The following is a 15,817-nucleotide window of genomic DNA, read 5'->3' on the forward strand; positions in this document are numbered from 1 at the left end:
AGAGCGGACCGCGCTGTCCGACCGGTTCCAAGGATAGGTGCCGGGTCTGACGCGCAGACTCTTGGGCCTCTTGCCGCAGGGCGGGGCACTGCCATACTTACGATGCCGTAGGTTACGGAACCGTAGGAATCATTGAGAACCATCGGGAAGTCGTTCAAAGCTGTACGAAGCCGTACGAAGCTGTACGGGTCGTCTTCCCCTTCTGTTCGCTGTGACCAGGCAACCTGCCACAAAACCCTCGAACCCCCCAGGGGACGCCCCATGACCACGAGCTCGGATGTGATCGACGACGCCCCGAAGGCGAACGACGGCCCTCCACTCCCCTCCGCGACGCTCGGTGGCGAACGCAAAGGTTCGCTGGAGCAGATCGCCCTGCTGCTGTTCATCGTCGTCCCGTTCCTGGCGCTGCTCGCGGCGGTGCCGCTGGCCTGGGGCTGGGGTGTGAGCTGGCTGGACCTCGGTCTGCTGGTCCTCATGTACTTCCTCGGCTGCCACGGCGTCACGATCGGTTACCACCGCTACTTCACCCACGGCTCCTTCAAGGCGAAGCGTCCCCTGCGGATCGCGCTTGCGGTGATGGGGTCGCTCGCCGTGGAGGGCCCGCTGGTCCGCTGGGTGGCGGACCACCGCAAGCACCACAAGTTCTCCGACGCGGAGGGCGACCCGCACTCTCCGTGGCGGTTCGGCGAGACGCTCCCGGCGCTGATGAAGGGCCTGTGGTGGGCGCACATCGGCTGGATGTTCGACGAGGAGCGGACTCCGCAGGACAAGTACGCGCCGGATCTGATCAAGGACGGCGCGATCCGCGCGATCTCCCGTCAGTTCATCGTCTGGACGGTCGTCTCCCTGGCGATCCCGCCGCTGGTGGGCGGTCTGGTGACGATGTCCTGGTGGGGCGCGTTCACGGCGTTCTTCTGGGGCTCGCTGGTGCGGGTGGCCCTGCTGCACCACGTCACCTGGTCGATCAACTCGATCTGTCACGCGGTGGGCAAGCGGCCGTTCAAGTCGCGGGACCGCTCCGGCAACGTGTGGTGGCTGGCGATCCTGTCCTGCGGCGAGTCCTGGCACAACCTGCACCACGCCGACCCGACGTCGGCTCGGCACGGGGTGCAGCGCGGTCAGCTGGACTCCTCGGCCCGGTTCATCCGCTGGTTCGAGCTGCTCGGGTGGGCCTACGACGTCCGCTGGCCGTCACGCTCGCGTATCGATTCGCGCCGTAACACGGACGAGGACGGCTCCGGGCGCCGGAAGGCGACCGCGAAGACGGCATGATTGACGGCGTGGCGACCGACTCCAGCAGCACCTCCAGTCCCGGCGGCGAAGCAAAGCCGCGGCGTGCGCGTCGTACCCGTATGACGGGGGCGGAGCGGCGTCAGCAGCTGCTGGAGATCGGTCGCACCCTGTTCGCGGCGAAGGGTTTCGAAGGCACGTCGGTGGAGGAGATCGCGGCGAAGGCCGGGGTGTCCAAACCGGTGGTGTACGAGCACTTCGGCGGCAAGGAGGGCCTGTACGCGGTCGTCGTCGACCGCGAGATGCGGCGCCTGCTGGACATGGTGACCAGCTCCCTCACCGCCGGACATCCCCGTGAACTGTGCGAACAGGCGGCCTTCGCGCTCCTCGACTACATCGAGGAGTACACGGACGGTTTCCGCATCCTGGTCCGCGACTCCCCGATCCCCCAGTCGACCGGTTCCTTCGCCTCGCTCATCTCGGACATCGCGACCCAGGTGGAGGACATCCTGGGCCGCGAGTTCAAGAGCCGCGGCTTCGACCCGAAGCTCGCCCCGCTCTACGCCCAGGCCCTGGTCGGCATGGTCGCGCTGACCGGCCAGTGGTGGCTGGACGTCCGGCGCCCCAAGAAGGCGGAGGTGGCGGCCCACCTGGTGAACCTGGCGTGGCACGGCATGGACGGCCTGGAGGCCAAGCCGCGTCTCATAGGGCGCCGGAAGAGCTGAATCCCTCAGCGCCTCAGTGCTTGAAGGTGTCCTTGGCCTTCTCCTTGGCCTGGCGGGCGTCGCCCTTGGCCTGTTCGGCGCGGCCCTCCGCCTCCAGCGGCAGGTTGCGCGTCACCTTGCCGGCGGCCTCTTTGGTTTTGCCCTTGAGCTGTTCCTTCTTCGCCTTGGCCTTCTGTTCCTTCGCCACGTGGATCACTCCCTGCGGGTCCGTTTCGGCTCCGAGTGACCGTGGCCCCGTCGTTCAAACGGTGGGCTCTCCCTTCCGCGCCACCGCGAACAGCCTGCGGAACGGCAGGACCGTGCCGTACTCGGCGCTCGGGTAGGCCTCGCGGAGGAGGTCGCGGTACTCGGTGACGAAGGCGTCCCGCGCCTCGGGGTCGTCGGCGAGGGCGTCGAGGGCGGGGCGCAGACCGGTGCCCTTGACCCAGTCGAGGACGGGGTCCTCGCCCCGCAGGACGTGCTGGTACGTGGTCGTCCAGACGTCGGCCGTACAGCCGAGGCGGGCCAGCCGGTCGAGGTAGACGCCGGGGGCGTGCACGGAGTCCTCGTGGCGCAGCACGCTGCCGAGCCTGGGCTTCCAGCGGGGCGTGTTGCCGAGTTCGCGCATGAGGGCGTGCAGGGGGGCGTCGATGTTGTACGGCACCTGGAAGGCGAAGGCGCCGCCGGGTGCGAGGCCGTCGAGCCAGGCGGGGAAGGCGTCGAGGTGGCCGGGGACCCATTGCAGCGCGGCGTTGGAGACCAGCAGGTCGTAGGTCTCGTCCGGCGTCCAGGTGGTGAGGTCGGCGTACGCGAAGTCGAGGCGTGCGCCGGCGTACGCCTCCGCGTCGGCGAGCATCTGCGGCGAGCTGTCGTAGCCGGTGACGCGGGCGGCGGGCAGCCGGCCGGCGAGGACGGCGGTGAGGTTTCCGGGTCCGCAGCCGAGGTCGGCGACGCGGGGCGGGTCACCGGGCAGGTCGGGGAGGCGGGCGAGGAGGTCGGCGAAGGGGCGGGCGCGATGGCCGGCGTGACGGAGGTACTGGGCGGGGTCCCAGGAGGGGTTGGTGGTCATGCCCGTAACTTTCCCCTTCTCTTTATCTCGACGTCAAGAGACTTGATCCTAATTAAATCGACATCAAGAGACTTCACGTCGACACAACCACTACACTGATCGCCATGGAGGACGAGGTCGATCGGCTGGTCGCAGCGTGGCGCCGGGAGCGCCCGGACCTCGACGTGGAGCCGCTGGAAGTACTCAGCCGGGTGAGCAGACTGGCCCGGCATCTGGACCGCGCCCGTCGGCTGGCGTTCTCCGAGCACCAGCTGGAGCCCTGGGAGTTCGACGTCCTGACGGCGCTCAGGCGCGCGGGTGCGCCGTATCAGCTCTCGCCGGGGCAGTTGCTGACGCAGACCCTGGTCACCTCGGGCACGATGACGAACCGTATCGACCGGCTCGCCAAGAAGGGCCTGGTGGAACGGCTGCCGGACCCGAGCGACCGCCGCGGTGTCCTGGTCCGGCTCACGGACGACGGCAAGGACCGCGCCGACCAGGCCCTCGCCGGGCTGCTCGCCCAGGAGCGGGCGATCCTCGCCGAACTCTCCGGCGCCCAGCGCGGTGACCTGGCCTCGCTGCTACGCCAGCTGACCGCCCCGTTCGACAACATCCCCGGCTAGGTCCACGGGTCCGACGCCCGCCCGGCGCGCGAGGGCGACCGCGGCGAGGGTCGAGTGGACGCCCAGCTTTCCCAGGACGTTCTGCATATGCGTGCGGACGGTGTGCGGCGAGAGGAAGAGCCGCTCGGCGACGGCCTTGCGGCCCAGCCCCGCGACCATGCAGCGCAGCACTTCCCGCTCCCTCGGCGTCAGGGACTCGACGAGCCGCTCGCTCTCGGTGCGGTGCTTGCGGGCTGCGGTCAGCTCGCGCAGCACACCGGTGAGCAGGGCGGGCGGCAGGTGGGTCTCTTCGCGCAGCACCCCGCGGATCACCGTCAGCAGCCGCGACAGCGAACAGTCCTTCGCCACCCACCCGGAAGCCCCGGCCTGCAGCGCGAGGGCCGCGCGGCGCGGGTCGTCCTTCTCGGCGAGGACGACGATCCGGACGTGCGACTGGGTGGCGCGCACCCCCGCGACCAGCGAGATCCCGTCGACGAGCCCGTCCTCACCGACCTCCTGCACGGGTACGGCGGCCCGTATGCCGGGCTGCCCCCCGCCCAGATCGGCGTCGACGAGCAGCACGTCGTAGCGGCGCCCCTCGGCGGCCGCGCGCTCCAGACTGCGCAGTGCCGCCGGGCCGCTGCCGGCCGCGGACACGTCGACGTCGGGCTCGGCCGCCAGTGCGGCGGCGAGCGACTCGGCGAAGATACGGTGGTCGTCGACGACCAGCACTCGGATGCGAACCACGAAACCCCCTTCCCCGAGCTCCTTGCCGGAGCAGGGGATCACCCCAAGGTCCGGAGAACGATGACCTGCGCGGATACGACGCCCGCAGGGGATGCCGCTGCCGCACGGCCGCCGCCGTGCTGTGACTGCTACCCCCACCGCGGGCGCCGTACCCGACTGTCTCGCCCCCTGATCAGCACCGGCCCCCACCGGTGCTGTTTCAACAGGGTAGGGCCGTGGGCCGACAGCGGAAGGCAAAACGCAGAACTGATTGGCCAGCGCGTTTATGGTGTGCCGCATGTTTCGCCTTGAGACAGAAGTCGACAGGACTCGGCGCGATCTTCTCCGTTCCCGGCTCCTCGCCGCCGACACGGCGGCCTCCCCGGTGCTGCGCGCCCTGCGCGGCACCCCCGCCGGCCGCGAGACCCCCCTGCACGTCTGGGCCTTCGACTCCGCCGACGCCGGCGGCGAACTGGCCGGCGGCCTGGTCGGCCACACCTGGACGACCTGGCTGCACATCGCCCACCTCTGGGTCGACGAACGCCACCGCGGCAGGGGCCTGGGCACCCGCCTCCTCACCGAAGCGGAACACATCGCGGCGCACTCCCGCGGCTGCCACCGGGCCCGCCTGGAGACCTGGGACTTCCAGGCCCCGGACTTCTACCGCCGCCTCGGCTACAAGGTGGCATGCGTGATCGAGGACTACCCCCCGGGGGTCACGGAGTACACGCTGACGAAACGGCTGGGGTGACGGAAAGACCGTCAGCCCCGCACAGACGTACGGGGCTGACGGCACGGGCGCAAAGGAAGGGTCAGTTCACCCGGCGGGCGCCCGGGGAAGGTACCGCCTCGAAGATGCGGGGGGCCGTGTAGCCGGCTGTGGCGAAGGCTACTTCGAAGGCCTTGGTGAGGGTGTCGACCTCGGCCGTCTCCGCGAGGACGATCGCCGAGCCGCCGAAGCCGCCGCCGGTCATGCGGGCGCCGAGGGCGCCGGTGGCGACGGCGGTGTCGACGACCAGGTCCAGCTCCGGGCAGGAGACGCGGAAGTCGTCGCGCAGGGAGGCGTGGCCCTCGGTGAGGACCGGGCCGATGGCGCGGGTGTCACCCGACTCGAGGAGGGATACGACCCGCTGCACGCGCGCGTCCTCCGTCACGACGTGGCGGACCAGGCGGCGGACCTCCTCCTCGTCGCCGAGGCGGGCCAGGGCCGCGTCCAGGTCGTCGTACGGGATGTCGCGCAGCGCGTCGACGCCCAGCAGGGCCGCGCCCTTCTCGCAGCCGGCGCGGCGCTTGCCGTACTCGCCGCCGCTGTGGGCGTGCTTGACCTGGGTGTCGACGACCAGCAGGCGCAGTCCTTCGGCGGCGAGGTCGAAGGGGATCTGCTTCTGGGAGAGGTCGCGGGTGTCGAGGAAGAGGGCGTGGCCCGCCTCGCAGCAGGCGGAGGCCGTCTGGTCCATGATGCCGGTGGGGGCGCCGACGTAGACGTTCTCGGCGCGCTGGCAGAGGCGGGCCAGCTGCCAGCGTTGCAGGCCGAGGGAGTAGAGGTCGTTGAGCGCGAGGGCGACGACGACCTCCAGGGCCGCGGACGAGGACAGGCCCGCGCCCGTGGGGACCGTGGAGGTGAGGTGGACGTCCGCGCCGGTGATCGGGTGGCCGGCCTCGCGCAGGGCCCACACGACGCCCGCCGGGTACGCCGTCCAGTTGCCGTCCGACTCGGGGGCGAGCGCGGCCAGGTCCAGCTCGGCCACACCGCCCTCGATGTCGCCGGAGTGCAGGCGCAGACGTCCGTCCGCGCGCCGGGCGACCGCCGCGAGCGCGGTGTGCGGCAGCGCGAAGGGCATCACGAAGCCGTCGTTGTAGTCGGTGTGCTCACCGATGAGGTTGACGCGGCCGGGCGCCGCCCAGACGCCGTCGGGTTCCGTGCCGTACAGGGCCTCGAAGGCGTCCCGGACGTGCTGCACCTGCTCCGAACCCACTACTGCTCCCTTGCGATGTGCTGGGCGAACTGCCAGGCGTCCGCGACGATTCCCGAGAGGTCCGCGCGGGAGGGGTTCCAGCCGAGCCGCTCGCGGGCGGCCTGGGCGGAGGCGACCAGGACGGCCGGGTCGCCGCCCCGGCGCGGGGCCACGACCTCGGGGATCGGGTGCCCGGTGACCTCGCGGACGGTCTCGACGACCTCGCGGACCGAGAAGCCGTTGCCGTTGCCGAGGTTGCAGATGAGGTGCTCGCCGGGCTTGGCCGCGGCGACGGCGAGGAGATGGGCCTCGGCCAGGTCGGCGACGTGGATGTAGTCGCGTACGCAGGTGCCGTCCGGGGTCGGGTAGTCGTCGCCGAAGACGGAGATGGCCTCGCGGCGGCCCTGGGCGACCTGGAGGACGAGCGGGATGAGGTGCGTCTCGGGGGCGTGCCGCTCGCCGTACTCCCCGTAGGCGCCCGCGACGTTGAAGTACCGCAGGGACACGGCACCCAGCCCGTGCGCCGCGGCCTCGCCGGTGATCATGTGATCGACCGCCAGCTTCGAGGCGCCGTACGGGTTCGTGGGCCTGGTCGGGGCGGTCTCGACGATCGGGACCTGCTCCGGCTCGCCGTAGGTGGCGGCCGTGGAGGAGAAGACGAGCCGGCGCACACCGGCCTCGCGCATGGCGCCGATCAGGGCCATGGTCCCGCCGACGTTGTTGTCCCAGTACTTCTCGGGCTTGACGACGGACTCGCCGACCTGGGAGAACGCGGCGAAGTGGAGTACGGCGTCGAAGGAGGAGTCGAGGTGCTTGGCCGCGTCGCGGATGTCGCCCTCGATGAAGGCGGCCCCGGCCGGGACGCCCTCGCGGAACCCGGTGGAGAGGTTGTCGAGGACGACGACCTCGTGGCCGGCCTCCAGCAGATGCTGGGCGACGACGCTGCCCACGTACCCGGCCCCGCCGGTGACCAGGTACTTCCCGCTGCTACCGCTGCTCATGAACTCGCTACCTCTCGCAGTCGCTCGGCCGCGCGCTCCGGGGGCACGTCGTTGATGAAGACGTTCATGCCGGACTCGGAGCCCGCGAGGAACTTCAGCTTGCCGGACGTCCGGCGGATGGTGAAAAGCTCCAGGTGGAGTGCGAAGTCGTCACGGTTGACCCCCTCGAACTCCTCCAGCTGCCCGAACGGCGCCTGGTGCCAGGCGGCGATGTACGGCGTCGGCGGTTCACCCTCACCGAAGATACGGTCGAAGCGCCTCAAGAGTTCCAGGTAGACCTTGGGGAACTCTGTGCGCGCGTCCGCGTCGAGCCCGAGCAGATCGGGGACCCGCCTCTTCGGGTAGAGGTGCACCTCGTACGGCCAGTGGGCGGCGTACGGCACGAAGGCGACCCAGTGTTCACCCTCCAGGACGACCCGCTCCTCGGCGAGTTCACGCTCAAGGACGGCGTCGAAGAGGTTCTCCCCGCCGGTCATCTCCTTGTGGGTCGCGAGTGAACGCAGCATCAGGGCGGTGCGCGGGGTGGTGAACGGGTAGGCGTAGATCTGCCCGTGCGGATGTCCGAGGGTCACCCCGATCTCGGCACCGCGGTTCTCGAAGCAGAACACCTGTTCAACGGAGGGCAGATGCGACAGCTCGGAGGTCCGGTCGGTCCAGGCGTCGAGGACGAGCCCCACCTGCTCCTCGGTGAGGGAGGCGAAGGACGCGTTGTGGTCGGAGGTGAAGCAGACCACCTCGCAGCGCCCGGAGTCCCCGGCCAGGGAAGGGAAACGATTCTCGAACACGGCGACGTCGTACGACGAGTCCGGGATCTCGCTGAGCCGGTCGCCCTGGGAGGGGCAGAGCGGGCACTCGTCGGCCGGCGGATGGTACGTCCGCCCCTGCCGGTGCGAGGCGATCGCGACCGAGTCGCCGAGCAGCGGGTCCCGGCGTACCTCCGAAGTGGTGACGGTGCGGTCGAGTGGACGCCGGTCCATCGCGTCGCGCACCGAGTCGTCCCGCAGGTCGTAGTAGATGAGCTCACGACCGTCGGCCAAGCGGGTCGAGGTCTTCTTCACCGCGACACTCCATTGCCAAGTATGACTTCAACAGAACCGAACACATAGAAACATAAACTACCGAACGCCCTCAGACAAGGTGAGCTCCGGATGCAGACTCCCTCACGTTCTCTGTACCTGGCGGCCGAGCTGCGGCTCCCCACGAACGCGCTCGACTACACGATCCTCGGCATCTACTTCGTCGTCGTCCTCGGGATCGGCTTCGCCGCCCGGCGCTCGGTGAAGACCAGCCTCGACTTCTTCCTCTCCGGGCGCTCCCTGCCCGCCTGGATCACCGGTCTCGCCTTCATCTCGGCCAACCTGGCCGCGACCGAGATCCTGGGCATGGCGGCGAACAGCGCACAGTACGGCGCGTACACGGTCCACTGGTACTGGATCGGCGCGATCCCGGCCATGGTCTTCCTCGGCCTGGTGATGATGCCGTTCTACTACGGCAGCAAGGTCCGCTCGGTCCCGGAGTTCCTGCTCCTCCGCTTCGACAAGGGCGCTCACCTGCTGAGCTCGGCTCTCTTCGCCTTCGCGGCGATCCTGATCGCGGGCGTGAACCTGTACGCCCTGGCGATCGTCGTCGAGGCACTGCTGGGCTGGCCGCAGTGGGTCGCGATCGTCGTGGCCGGCTTCTTCGTCCTGGCGTACATCACGCTGGGCGGCCTGTCCTCGGCGATCTACAACGAGGTGCTCCAGTTCTTCGTGATCCTGGCGGCGCTGATTCCGCTGTCCGTGCTGGGGCTGAAGAAGGTGGGGGGCTGGGGCGGCCTCACGGACAAGCTGACGGCGGCCCACGGGGACGACTTCGTGACGGCGTGGGGCGGCACGGGCATCGGCAGCCCGAACCCGCTGGGCGCGAACTGGCTGACGATCGTGCTCGGGCTCGGCTTCGTCCTGTCCTTCGGCTACTGGACGACGAACTTCGCGGAGGTGCAGCGGGCGCTGTCCGCGAAGAACCTCTCGGCGGCGCAGCGGACCCCGCTCATCGCGGCGTACCCGAAGGTCTTCATCGTGTTCCTGGTGATGATCCCGGGGCTGGTGGCGGCGGTCCTGGTCCCGAAGATCGGGACGTCGGGTTCCGACCTGCAGTACAACGACGCGATCCCGTACCTGATGCAGGAACTCCTGCCGAACGGCGTCCTGGGCATCGCGGTGACGGGTCTGCTGGCGGCGTTCATGGCGGGCATGGCGGCGAACATCTCGTCCTTCAACACGGTGTTCACGACGGACATCTGGGCGAGGTACGTGGTGCGGGAGCGGGAGGACGCGTACTACGTCGGCTTCGGCCGCCTGATCACGGCGATCGGCGTCGCGGCATCCGTCGGCACCGCCTTCCTGGCCTCCTCCTTCTCCAACATCATGAGCTACCTCCAGACGCTGTTCTCCTTCTTCAACGTCCCGATGTTCGTCGTCTTCATCGTCGGGATGTTCTGGAAGCGGGCGTCGAAGAAGTCGGGCTTCTGGGGTCTGCTGGCGGGCACCACGGCGGCGATGATCAACTACTTCGTCTTCTACAAGAGGGACATCATCGGCATCCCCACCGACCAGGGCGCGAACTTCGTCTCGGCGATCGCCGGGTTCGTGGCGGGCGCGGTGGTCATGGTGGCCGTGTCCCTGTTCACGGCTCCGAAGCCGGCGGACGAGCTCCAGGGGTTGGTCTACGGCACCACCTCCCCCGGCATGTCGGAGGCGCCGGCGGCGGGCGACGACGCGTGGTACCGGAAGCCGGCGCTGCTGGGGTGGGGGGCCGTGATCCTGGCCGCCGCCTGCTACATCCCGTTCTCGTTCTGAGCCCGCCCACCAAAGGAGGGAACACATGTCCGAGCAGTTCGAACCCGAAGAGCGGGCCGAGGCGGCCGAACGGCTGCGGCGCGCGGGGTACTCCGAGGCGGACGTCCAGCGGGAGGTCACCGAGCTGGAGGAGAAGTCCCAGACCGCGGCCCGCATCTTCGACCTGCGGCGCATCATCGGCGGCCTGTTCGTGCTGTACGGCGTGATCCTCACGATCACCGGCCTCACGGACGGCGACGCGGAGATCGACAAGGCCCAGGGGATCAACATCAACCTGTGGACGGGGCTGGGGATGCTGGCGCTGGGCCTGTTCTTCCTCGCGTGGCTGTGGCTGAGGCCGACGGCCCATCCGGCGCCGACGCTGCCGCCGGAGGCGGTGGAGGGGCGCGGGCCGGGGGGCGAGTAGCGCCGGGGGGACGCGGAACAGCTCCGGGATCCGCGGGTACGGATCCCGGAGCCGTCCGATGTCAGGGTGTCAGGGTGTCAGGGGGGTCAGCCCCCGAGCCCGCCCAGGAGGCCGTTGAGGACCCCGCCGGCGGACGAGGACCCCTCCAGGCCGGCGCCCGTGGCGGTACCGCTGGCGTCCCCGTTGACGCAGCTCTGCTGGATCACGCTCTGCTCCGTCAGGCTGCTGAGGATGGGGACGTTGTTGAGATTGATGAGGCCCACGTTGAGATTCGAGTCGCCCTGCTCAGCACCCTGAAGGCAGAGCCGGCCCCCCTCGTCGGCACCGTTGGTGGCGGAAGCGACTCCCGCACCGGTGAGACCGAGGGTTCCGATCATGGCCGCCACGAGAGCGGCGTTGCGAAACTTGCGCATTGCATTCCTTTTCTGTCCGAGTCGTGTCTCGTTACAGAACGAAACATTGCAATTACGCACCGTATTTTACGTTTGTCCCTTATGCATCCGCACACGCCGACAGACCTCGCGGAAGGTCCGTCGGGACGGTGGAGTCCTTGCTTGTGCGTCAGGGGTGGTGAGGCAGTGGCCCCGCGCGGTCCAGCAGCCCTGTGCGGGCGGCCAGGGCCGCTGCCTCCAGGCGGGAGCCGACGCCCAGTTTCATCAGGACGCGCTGGACGTGGGTGCGGGCCGTGGAGGGGGCGATGCCCATGCCGGAGGCGATGAGGCGGGTGTCCTCGCCGTCGGCGACGCGGACCAGGACCTCCACCTCGCGCGGGGTGAGCATCTGGAGGAGGCGCTGGCCCTCGTCGTCCGGCTGCGCCGCCGGGTTGAGGAGTTCGCTGAAGGCGCCCTGGAGGAGCTGGGGGGCCACCGCCGCCTCGCCGGCCCTCGCCTTCATGATGGCGCGCTCCACGCCCTCGATACGCTCGTCGTGGCGTACGTAGCCGGAGGCGCCGGCCGCGAAGGCCGCCGCGATGCCGCGCGGGCTCGGTACCGGGCCCAGGACCAGGACCGCGACCTGCGGGCGCTCCCGCTTGATGCGGACCACCGGGTCGAAGATGCCCGGCTCGGCCGGGACCGCCGTACCCAGCAGGCACACCTCGGGTGCCCGGGTGATCACCAGTTCCGCCGCGCCCGCGGCCGGGGCCGCCGCGGCGAGCACCCGGTGCCCGCGCAGTTTCAGAGCCGAGGCCAGCGCCTCGGCGAGCAGGCGGTGGTCGTCGACCACCATCAGCCGCACTCCCATAGAGCAAACCACCCCCCAGTCCCCACCACGTGCGCTACAGACAAAGGGTGCCCCCCGGCACCCTGACCCTGCCCTTCATGCCCCCGGAAGCTACACGCTTGTTCGACGTTGCGCTCCCCCTACCGGCGAGAAGTGCCCGGATCGCCGAAATTCCTCACGTTCGAGGTTGATGAGCGGTAAGTGCGCGCAGGTCATCCGCCGGTGCCGAAGGCGATCGCCAGGTGCTTGGCGTCGCCGCTGTCGGAGGAGTCCGCGTACGTCTCCGCCATGTACAACCGGCCCTGGGAGTACAGGACCTCGGAGTACTCGGGGGACATGTCGCTCTCCATCTCCTTGTCCTTCTCGGAGCCCGTGTTCTCCAGCAGCCTGGTCTCCTTGAAGGAGGCGCCGTCGATGCTGACGACCTGGCCGCCCTCGCCGTACGACGGCTCCTTGTAGACGATCAGGTTGCCGCCGTCCATCCGCAGCGGGTAGAGCGTGTACGACGTCCCCGAGTCGGCGCGCTGGCCGGTCTGCTTGCCGGTGGCCAGGTCGAAGGCGACGACCTCGTTCACGCTGCCGTCGCCGGACTCGTGCTCCTCGGTCGCGATGTACAGGCGGTCGTTGCCGACGACCAGGCCCGTGCAGGCCTCGACCTGGTAGATGGTGTCGCACTCGGCGGCGTAGTCGTCGCCCGGCGCGGAGATGCGGGTGCGCAGCTTGCCGGTCGCGTTGTCGATGGAGAAGAAGTCCGAGATGCCGCTGCCGTCACCGGCGGCGTCGCCGACGTCGGCGGCCACGACCAGCGGGTCCGTCGACACGACGGCCGCGTACTCGATGTCCGTCCCCAGCAGGTACTCGGACTGCACCTTCCCGGACGTCGGGTCGATGGTCTGGAGGTGCAGCTGGCGGGCGTCGTACGTACCGCACTTGCGGACGGCGACCAGCTTGGCGCCGCCGCCGTAGCCGGCGTCGTAGCAGGTGTCGGAGGCCTTCGGCTTCCACAGCAGCCCGCCGGCGGTGACGTCGAAGGCGGCGCCGCCGTCCGAGCCGCCCACGGCGACCGTGTTCGCGCTGACGGTGACGTTGTCGAAGTCGATCGCGGTGTCACCGGAGGAGACGGTCTTCGTCCACAGGCTGCGGCCCGCGTTCAGGTCGATCGCGGAGATCTGGGTGCAGCCGGCGGTGGAGTTCTTCGCGGGCATCTTCGGCTGGAAGACGATCGCCGTGCGGTTGTCGTCGTTCGTCCTGCGGCTCGCCGCGCACACCGGGCCCGGCAGCTTCACCGTCCACAGCCTGGTGCCCTTGTCACGGTCGTAGCCGACGATCTCGGCGACACCGGTCTTCACATACGCCTTGTCGGTCACCCAGGAGCCGTCGATGGCCACGCTGTCGTCCTTCGCGACGGTGGGCATCGGCAGCTGGAAGAGGGCCTTGGCGGAGGGGTCGGCGGGCACCTTCTCGGTGCCCTTGGAGGCGCTGTCCTTGCCGTCGGCGGAGGGCGAGCCCGAGGCCGTGGGGTCGGCCTGCTTGCCGCCGCCGCCCGAGGACTTCGAGTACCAGACCCCACCGCCGACGATCAGCGCGATCGCCACGACGGCCGAGACGATGATCGCCCACTGCGCGTTCACCCTACGACCGGTGCGGCCGGCCGGCGCCGACTGCAGCGGAACGGTCGGCTGCCCCGGGTACCCGTACCCGTACGGGGGCTGCGGGGCCTGCGGGGCCTGCCCGTAGGGGGGCTGCGGGGCGCCGCCGTACGGCGGTTGGGGGGCGGCGGCCGGGTAGCCGTAGCCGGGCTGGGGTGCGGGAGGCGGCGGGTAGGCATAACCAGGCTGCGCGGGGCTGGCCGGGGGGAGGGGCGCCGCCGGGTGGGGGGCGCCTGCCTGATTGGGGGGAGTTACCGGGTTCGCAGGCAGCACGGGTGCACCGAAGCCGCCCGCGGGCGGAGGAACCGGCGCGCCGAAACCCCCCGCCGGGGGCGGCACAGGCGCCCCGAAGCCCTCCGGTGGCGGAGGTACGGCACCGCCAGAGCCGCCCGCGGGCGGAGGAGCGGCAGCACCGGGATCGCCCGCCGCCGGGGCAGGAGGGGCGCCGAAACCCCCCGCGGGCGGAGGAACCGGCGCGCCGAAACCCCCCGCCGGGGGCGGCACTGGGGCGCCGAAGCCCTCTGGTGTTGTGGAGTCGGCTTCCGTCGGCTCGGGTGGGGTGTTCGCGTCGGGAGGGGGCTGGGTCATGGGGGAGTTCACCTCGGCAAGGCGGGCGGCGGGGACGGGAAGACGGGGAGTCGGCTCACTTGCCGTAGGCCAGCATCAGTTTCTCCCTCGTGTCGTCCTGGCCCGTCAGCCGGGTGGAGGAGAGGTAGAAACGGCCGTCGGCCCAGGCGAGGTCGCGGGACGAGAAGCCGCCCTCGATGTCGACCGTGCTCGCGGGGAGTTGGAGGAGTGTCGTCGGCGCGTGGGCCGAGCCGGACACCGGGATGGACACCACGCGGCCGCCGGCCGACGACGACGGCTCGACGTACGCCACGAGCGCCCCGCCGTCGATCCGCACGGGCGTCATCGACTCGTCCGTGGGTGACTTCGCGCGCCACTTCTCCTTGCCGGTGGAGAGATCGATCGCGACGATCTCGTTCGCGCCGGTCGTCGCCTCGGTCGGCAGATAGAGGGTGTTCGCGTCGGACGCGGTGCCGTGGCAGCCGGTGAGGTCGCCGCCGAGGAGGGCCCAGCCGCAGTCGGGCGCGAAGTTCTCGTCGAAGCCGACCTGGGAGCGCAGCGAACCGTTCGCCTTGAAGGTGGAGATGTTCCAGCTGTTCTTGTCGTCGTTGGTGCTGTAGACCACCAACGGGTCGACGGAGTAGGTCCGTTCGACCGTCCACCCCTTGTCGAACTTCCGGGTCCACTTCACCTTGCCGGTGGCCGGGTCCAGTTCCTGGAGTTCGTCGTGCTCGCCGGGCTTGGTCGCGTCGCAGGACGCCACCGCGATCAGCCGGGTCCCGCCCGCGAAGCCCGACGGGAAGCACGCGTCGCCGTAGCGCTGGTGGTCGTACAGCTTCTTGCCGGTGCGGACGTCGTACGCCGTCCCCGACTGTGAGCGGCCCACCATCAGCGTGTTGCCGCTGAGCGCGAGCTCGATGCTGCTCCCCACGCTGTCGAAGAGCTGGCCGTCCGCGACTTCCGCCGTCCAGCCCTTGGCACCGGTGTTGAGATCGACCTGCTGGAGCAGGTTGCACTTGGCGCGGTCGCTGGTGCCGCTCATGTACGCCACGACGATCTTGTCGTCGGCCGTCTTCTGCGGGGTGACCGCGCAGATCAGCTGGGGGAAGGTGAGGGTGTCCCAGGCGGGGCGGCCGTCGCCGACGCCGTAGGCGACGAGTTCCTTGTACGCCGCCTTCACCGCCGTACTGGACGTGATCCACATGCCGGGGGCGTCGGCGCCGTCGCCGGGTGTGTCCGGCGCCTCCTTGTACCAGAGGACCTTCGCCTCGCCCGTCTTGCGGCCCGCGTTGAAGTCCCGCTTCTCCTGGGCGCCGTCGCCGCTGCCGTCACCGGCGTCGACCGGGCTGTCGCTCGCGTTCGGCTTGCCGTCGCTCTGCTCGGCGACGGGCTTCTTGTCGTCGCCGTCGTCGCCGCCGCTCGTGAACGCGAACGCCGCCCCGCCGATCACCAGCAGCGCCGCCACCGCCGCGCCGACGACCATCGCGGGCCGCCCCTTGAAGGGGTTGCGGGAGCCGCCGGGGGGTGGCGACTGGGGTGGGGGGCCGTAGCCGTAGCCGCCGGGCTGCGGGCCGTACGGCTGTCCGTACGGGCCCTGCTGGGCGTACGGGCCCGGAGTGCCGTACGGGCCTGGAGCGCTGTACGGGCCCGGTTGCTGCGGTTGCTGCTGCGGATAGCCGTAACCCGGCTGGGACGGCGGCTGCGGTGGGCCGAACCCGGGCTGTTGCGGCTGATCAGGCGGCTGGGCCATCAGCGTGTTCCCCCTTGTAACTGATTTTGAGCCAGCCCTTTCTATCATTCGGCGCGCACGCCAAACGGGCCGAATCCTCCCTGTGCCCAAGGGAGGACCAGCCCGTGATGCCGTTGTTATG

General features: G+C 70.2%; 16 protein-coding genes. 6 read left to right on the top strand and 10 right to left on the bottom strand.

The genetic code is table 11. The features are described 5' to 3' along the window. Positions 1 to 261 precede the first annotated feature (261 nt). Complete coding sequence (locus tag ACFPIH_RS03680; protein ID WP_381168094.1) at positions 262 to 1,272, top strand: acyl-CoA desaturase; 1,011 nt, start codon at positions 262 to 264, stop codon at positions 1,270 to 1,272. Next, the gene (locus ACFPIH_RS03685) at positions 1,269 to 1,955 is read left to right on the top strand and encodes a TetR family transcriptional regulator (RefSeq protein WP_381168096.1); all 687 of its coding nucleotides are present in this window, start codon (positions 1,269 to 1,271) and stop codon (positions 1,953 to 1,955) included. The genes ACFPIH_RS03680 and ACFPIH_RS03685 overlap by 4 nt, the downstream gene beginning before the upstream one ends. 13 nt (positions 1,956 to 1,968) lie before the next feature. On the opposite strand, the gene ACFPIH_RS03690 is transcribed toward ACFPIH_RS03685, so the two are convergent. Together ACFPIH_RS03690 and ACFPIH_RS03695 are read right to left on the bottom strand one after the other, a co-directional pair. Next, positions 1,969 to 2,142, bottom strand: coding sequence for a CsbD family protein (locus tag ACFPIH_RS03690; RefSeq protein WP_381168098.1), 174 nt, complete (start codon positions 2,140 to 2,142; stop codon positions 1,969 to 1,971). A 54-nt stretch (positions 2,143 to 2,196) separates the two neighbouring features. Further along, positions 2,197 to 3,003, bottom strand: coding sequence for a trans-aconitate 2-methyltransferase (locus tag ACFPIH_RS03695; protein ID WP_381168100.1), 807 nt, complete (start codon positions 3,001 to 3,003; stop codon positions 2,197 to 2,199). Between the two features lie 104 nt (positions 3,004 to 3,107). On the opposite strand from ACFPIH_RS03695, the gene ACFPIH_RS03700 reads away from it, so the two are divergent. Further along, on the top strand, positions 3,108 to 3,605 hold the full coding sequence (locus ACFPIH_RS03700; RefSeq protein WP_381168102.1) for a MarR family winged helix-turn-helix transcriptional regulator: 498 nt from the start codon (positions 3,108 to 3,110) through the stop codon (positions 3,603 to 3,605). Here the strand turns inward: ACFPIH_RS03700 and ACFPIH_RS03705 are convergent. Next, positions 3,564 to 4,331, bottom strand: coding sequence for a LuxR C-terminal-related transcriptional regulator (locus tag ACFPIH_RS03705; protein ID WP_381168104.1), 768 nt, complete (start codon positions 4,329 to 4,331; stop codon positions 3,564 to 3,566). The two genes, ACFPIH_RS03700 and ACFPIH_RS03705, sit on opposite strands and share 42 nt — an antisense overlap. A 265-nt stretch (positions 4,332 to 4,596) precedes the next feature. Here ACFPIH_RS03705 and ACFPIH_RS03710 point away from each other — a divergent pair, with 265 nt between their 5' ends. Further along, complete coding sequence (locus ACFPIH_RS03710) at positions 4,597 to 5,061, top strand: GNAT family N-acetyltransferase (RefSeq protein ID WP_381168485.1); 465 nt, start codon at positions 4,597 to 4,599, stop codon at positions 5,059 to 5,061. A 61-nt stretch (positions 5,062 to 5,122) separates the two neighbouring features. Here ACFPIH_RS03710 and galK read toward each other — a convergent pair whose 3' ends face one another. From galK to galT, 3 genes are read right to left on the bottom strand one after another with little or no spacing between them, the layout of a single operon-like run. Further along, a complete protein-coding gene (gene galK / locus ACFPIH_RS03715) occupies positions 5,123 to 6,286 on the bottom strand; it encodes a galactokinase (protein ID WP_381168105.1) in 1,164 nt (387 codons plus the stop codon). Beyond that, a complete protein-coding gene (galE, locus tag ACFPIH_RS03720) occupies positions 6,286 to 7,266 on the bottom strand; it encodes a UDP-glucose 4-epimerase GalE (RefSeq protein ID WP_381168107.1) in 981 nt (326 codons plus the stop codon). Before galE ends, galK begins: the two co-directional genes overlap by 1 nt. Further along, positions 7,263 to 8,324, bottom strand: coding sequence for a galactose-1-phosphate uridylyltransferase (gene galT, locus ACFPIH_RS03725; protein WP_381168109.1), 1,062 nt, complete (start codon positions 8,322 to 8,324; stop codon positions 7,263 to 7,265). Before galT ends, galE begins: the two co-directional genes overlap by 4 nt. Before the next feature lie 90 nt (positions 8,325 to 8,414). Between galT and ACFPIH_RS03730 the strand changes: the two genes are divergently transcribed. Both ACFPIH_RS03730 and ACFPIH_RS03735 read left to right on the top strand, forming a co-directional pair. Then, a complete protein-coding gene (locus ACFPIH_RS03730; protein ID WP_381168111.1) occupies positions 8,415 to 10,103 on the top strand; it encodes a sodium:solute symporter family protein in 1,689 nt (562 codons plus the stop codon). Positions 10,104 to 10,128: 25 nt separating this feature from the next. Continuing rightward, complete coding sequence (locus ACFPIH_RS03735) at positions 10,129 to 10,509, top strand: hypothetical protein (protein ID WP_381168113.1); 381 nt, start codon at positions 10,129 to 10,131, stop codon at positions 10,507 to 10,509. 86 nt (positions 10,510 to 10,595) lie between these two features. Here ACFPIH_RS03735 and ACFPIH_RS03740 read toward each other — a convergent pair whose 3' ends face one another. From ACFPIH_RS03740 to ACFPIH_RS03755, 4 genes are all read right to left on the bottom strand, one after another. Beyond that, complete coding sequence (locus tag ACFPIH_RS03740) at positions 10,596 to 10,922, bottom strand: hypothetical protein (protein WP_381168115.1); 327 nt, start codon at positions 10,920 to 10,922, stop codon at positions 10,596 to 10,598. 148 nt (positions 10,923 to 11,070) lie between these two features. Then, on the bottom strand, positions 11,071 to 11,751 hold the full coding sequence (locus tag ACFPIH_RS03745) for a helix-turn-helix transcriptional regulator (RefSeq protein ID WP_381168117.1): 681 nt from the start codon (positions 11,749 to 11,751) through the stop codon (positions 11,071 to 11,073). Positions 11,752 to 11,942: 191 nt separating this feature from the next. After that, positions 11,943 to 13,967, bottom strand: a complete 2,025-nt coding sequence (locus ACFPIH_RS03750; RefSeq protein WP_381168119.1) for an outer membrane protein assembly factor BamB family protein — start codon at positions 13,965 to 13,967, stop codon at positions 11,943 to 11,945. 55 nt (positions 13,968 to 14,022) lie between these two features. Next, on the bottom strand, positions 14,023 to 15,696 hold the full coding sequence (locus ACFPIH_RS03755) for an outer membrane protein assembly factor BamB family protein (protein WP_381168121.1): 1,674 nt from the start codon (positions 15,694 to 15,696) through the stop codon (positions 14,023 to 14,025). Positions 15,697 to 15,817 lie beyond the last annotated feature (121 nt).

This window comes from Streptomyces vulcanius, assembly GCF_042653945.1.
Lineage (GTDB): Bacteria > Actinomycetota > Actinomycetes > Streptomycetales > Streptomycetaceae > Streptomyces > Streptomyces mangrovi.

Coding starts and splice junctions, on each gene's coding strand:
- ACFPIH_RS03710 (WP_381168485.1), top strand. CDS start 4,597: ATGGTGTGCCGCATGTTTCGCCTTGAGACAGAAGTCGACAGGACTCGG.
- ACFPIH_RS03745 (WP_381168117.1), bottom strand. CDS start 11,751: ATGGGAGTGCGGCTGATGGTGGTCGACGACCACCGCCTGCTCGCCGAG.
- ACFPIH_RS03730 (WP_381168111.1), top strand. CDS start 8,415: ATGCAGACTCCCTCACGTTCTCTGTACCTGGCGGCCGAGCTGCGGCTC.
- ACFPIH_RS03740 (WP_381168115.1), bottom strand. CDS start 10,922: ATGCGCAAGTTTCGCAACGCCGCTCTCGTGGCGGCCATGATCGGAACC.
- ACFPIH_RS03700 (WP_381168102.1), top strand. CDS start 3,108: ATGGAGGACGAGGTCGATCGGCTGGTCGCAGCGTGGCGCCGGGAGCGC.
- ACFPIH_RS03685 (WP_381168096.1), top strand. CDS start 1,269: ATGATTGACGGCGTGGCGACCGACTCCAGCAGCACCTCCAGTCCCGGC.
- ACFPIH_RS03695 (WP_381168100.1), bottom strand. CDS start 3,003: ATGACCACCAACCCCTCCTGGGACCCCGCCCAGTACCTCCGTCACGCC.
- ACFPIH_RS03735 (WP_381168113.1), top strand. CDS start 10,129: ATGTCCGAGCAGTTCGAACCCGAAGAGCGGGCCGAGGCGGCCGAACGG.
- ACFPIH_RS03755 (WP_381168121.1), bottom strand. CDS start 15,696: ATGGCCCAGCCGCCTGATCAGCCGCAACAGCCCGGGTTCGGCCCACCG.
- ACFPIH_RS03750 (WP_381168119.1), bottom strand. CDS start 13,967: ATGACCCAGCCCCCTCCCGACGCGAACACCCCACCCGAGCCGACGGAA.
- galE (WP_381168107.1), bottom strand. CDS start 7,266: ATGAGCAGCGGTAGCAGCGGGAAGTACCTGGTCACCGGCGGGGCCGGG.
- ACFPIH_RS03680 (WP_381168094.1), top strand. CDS start 262: ATGACCACGAGCTCGGATGTGATCGACGACGCCCCGAAGGCGAACGAC.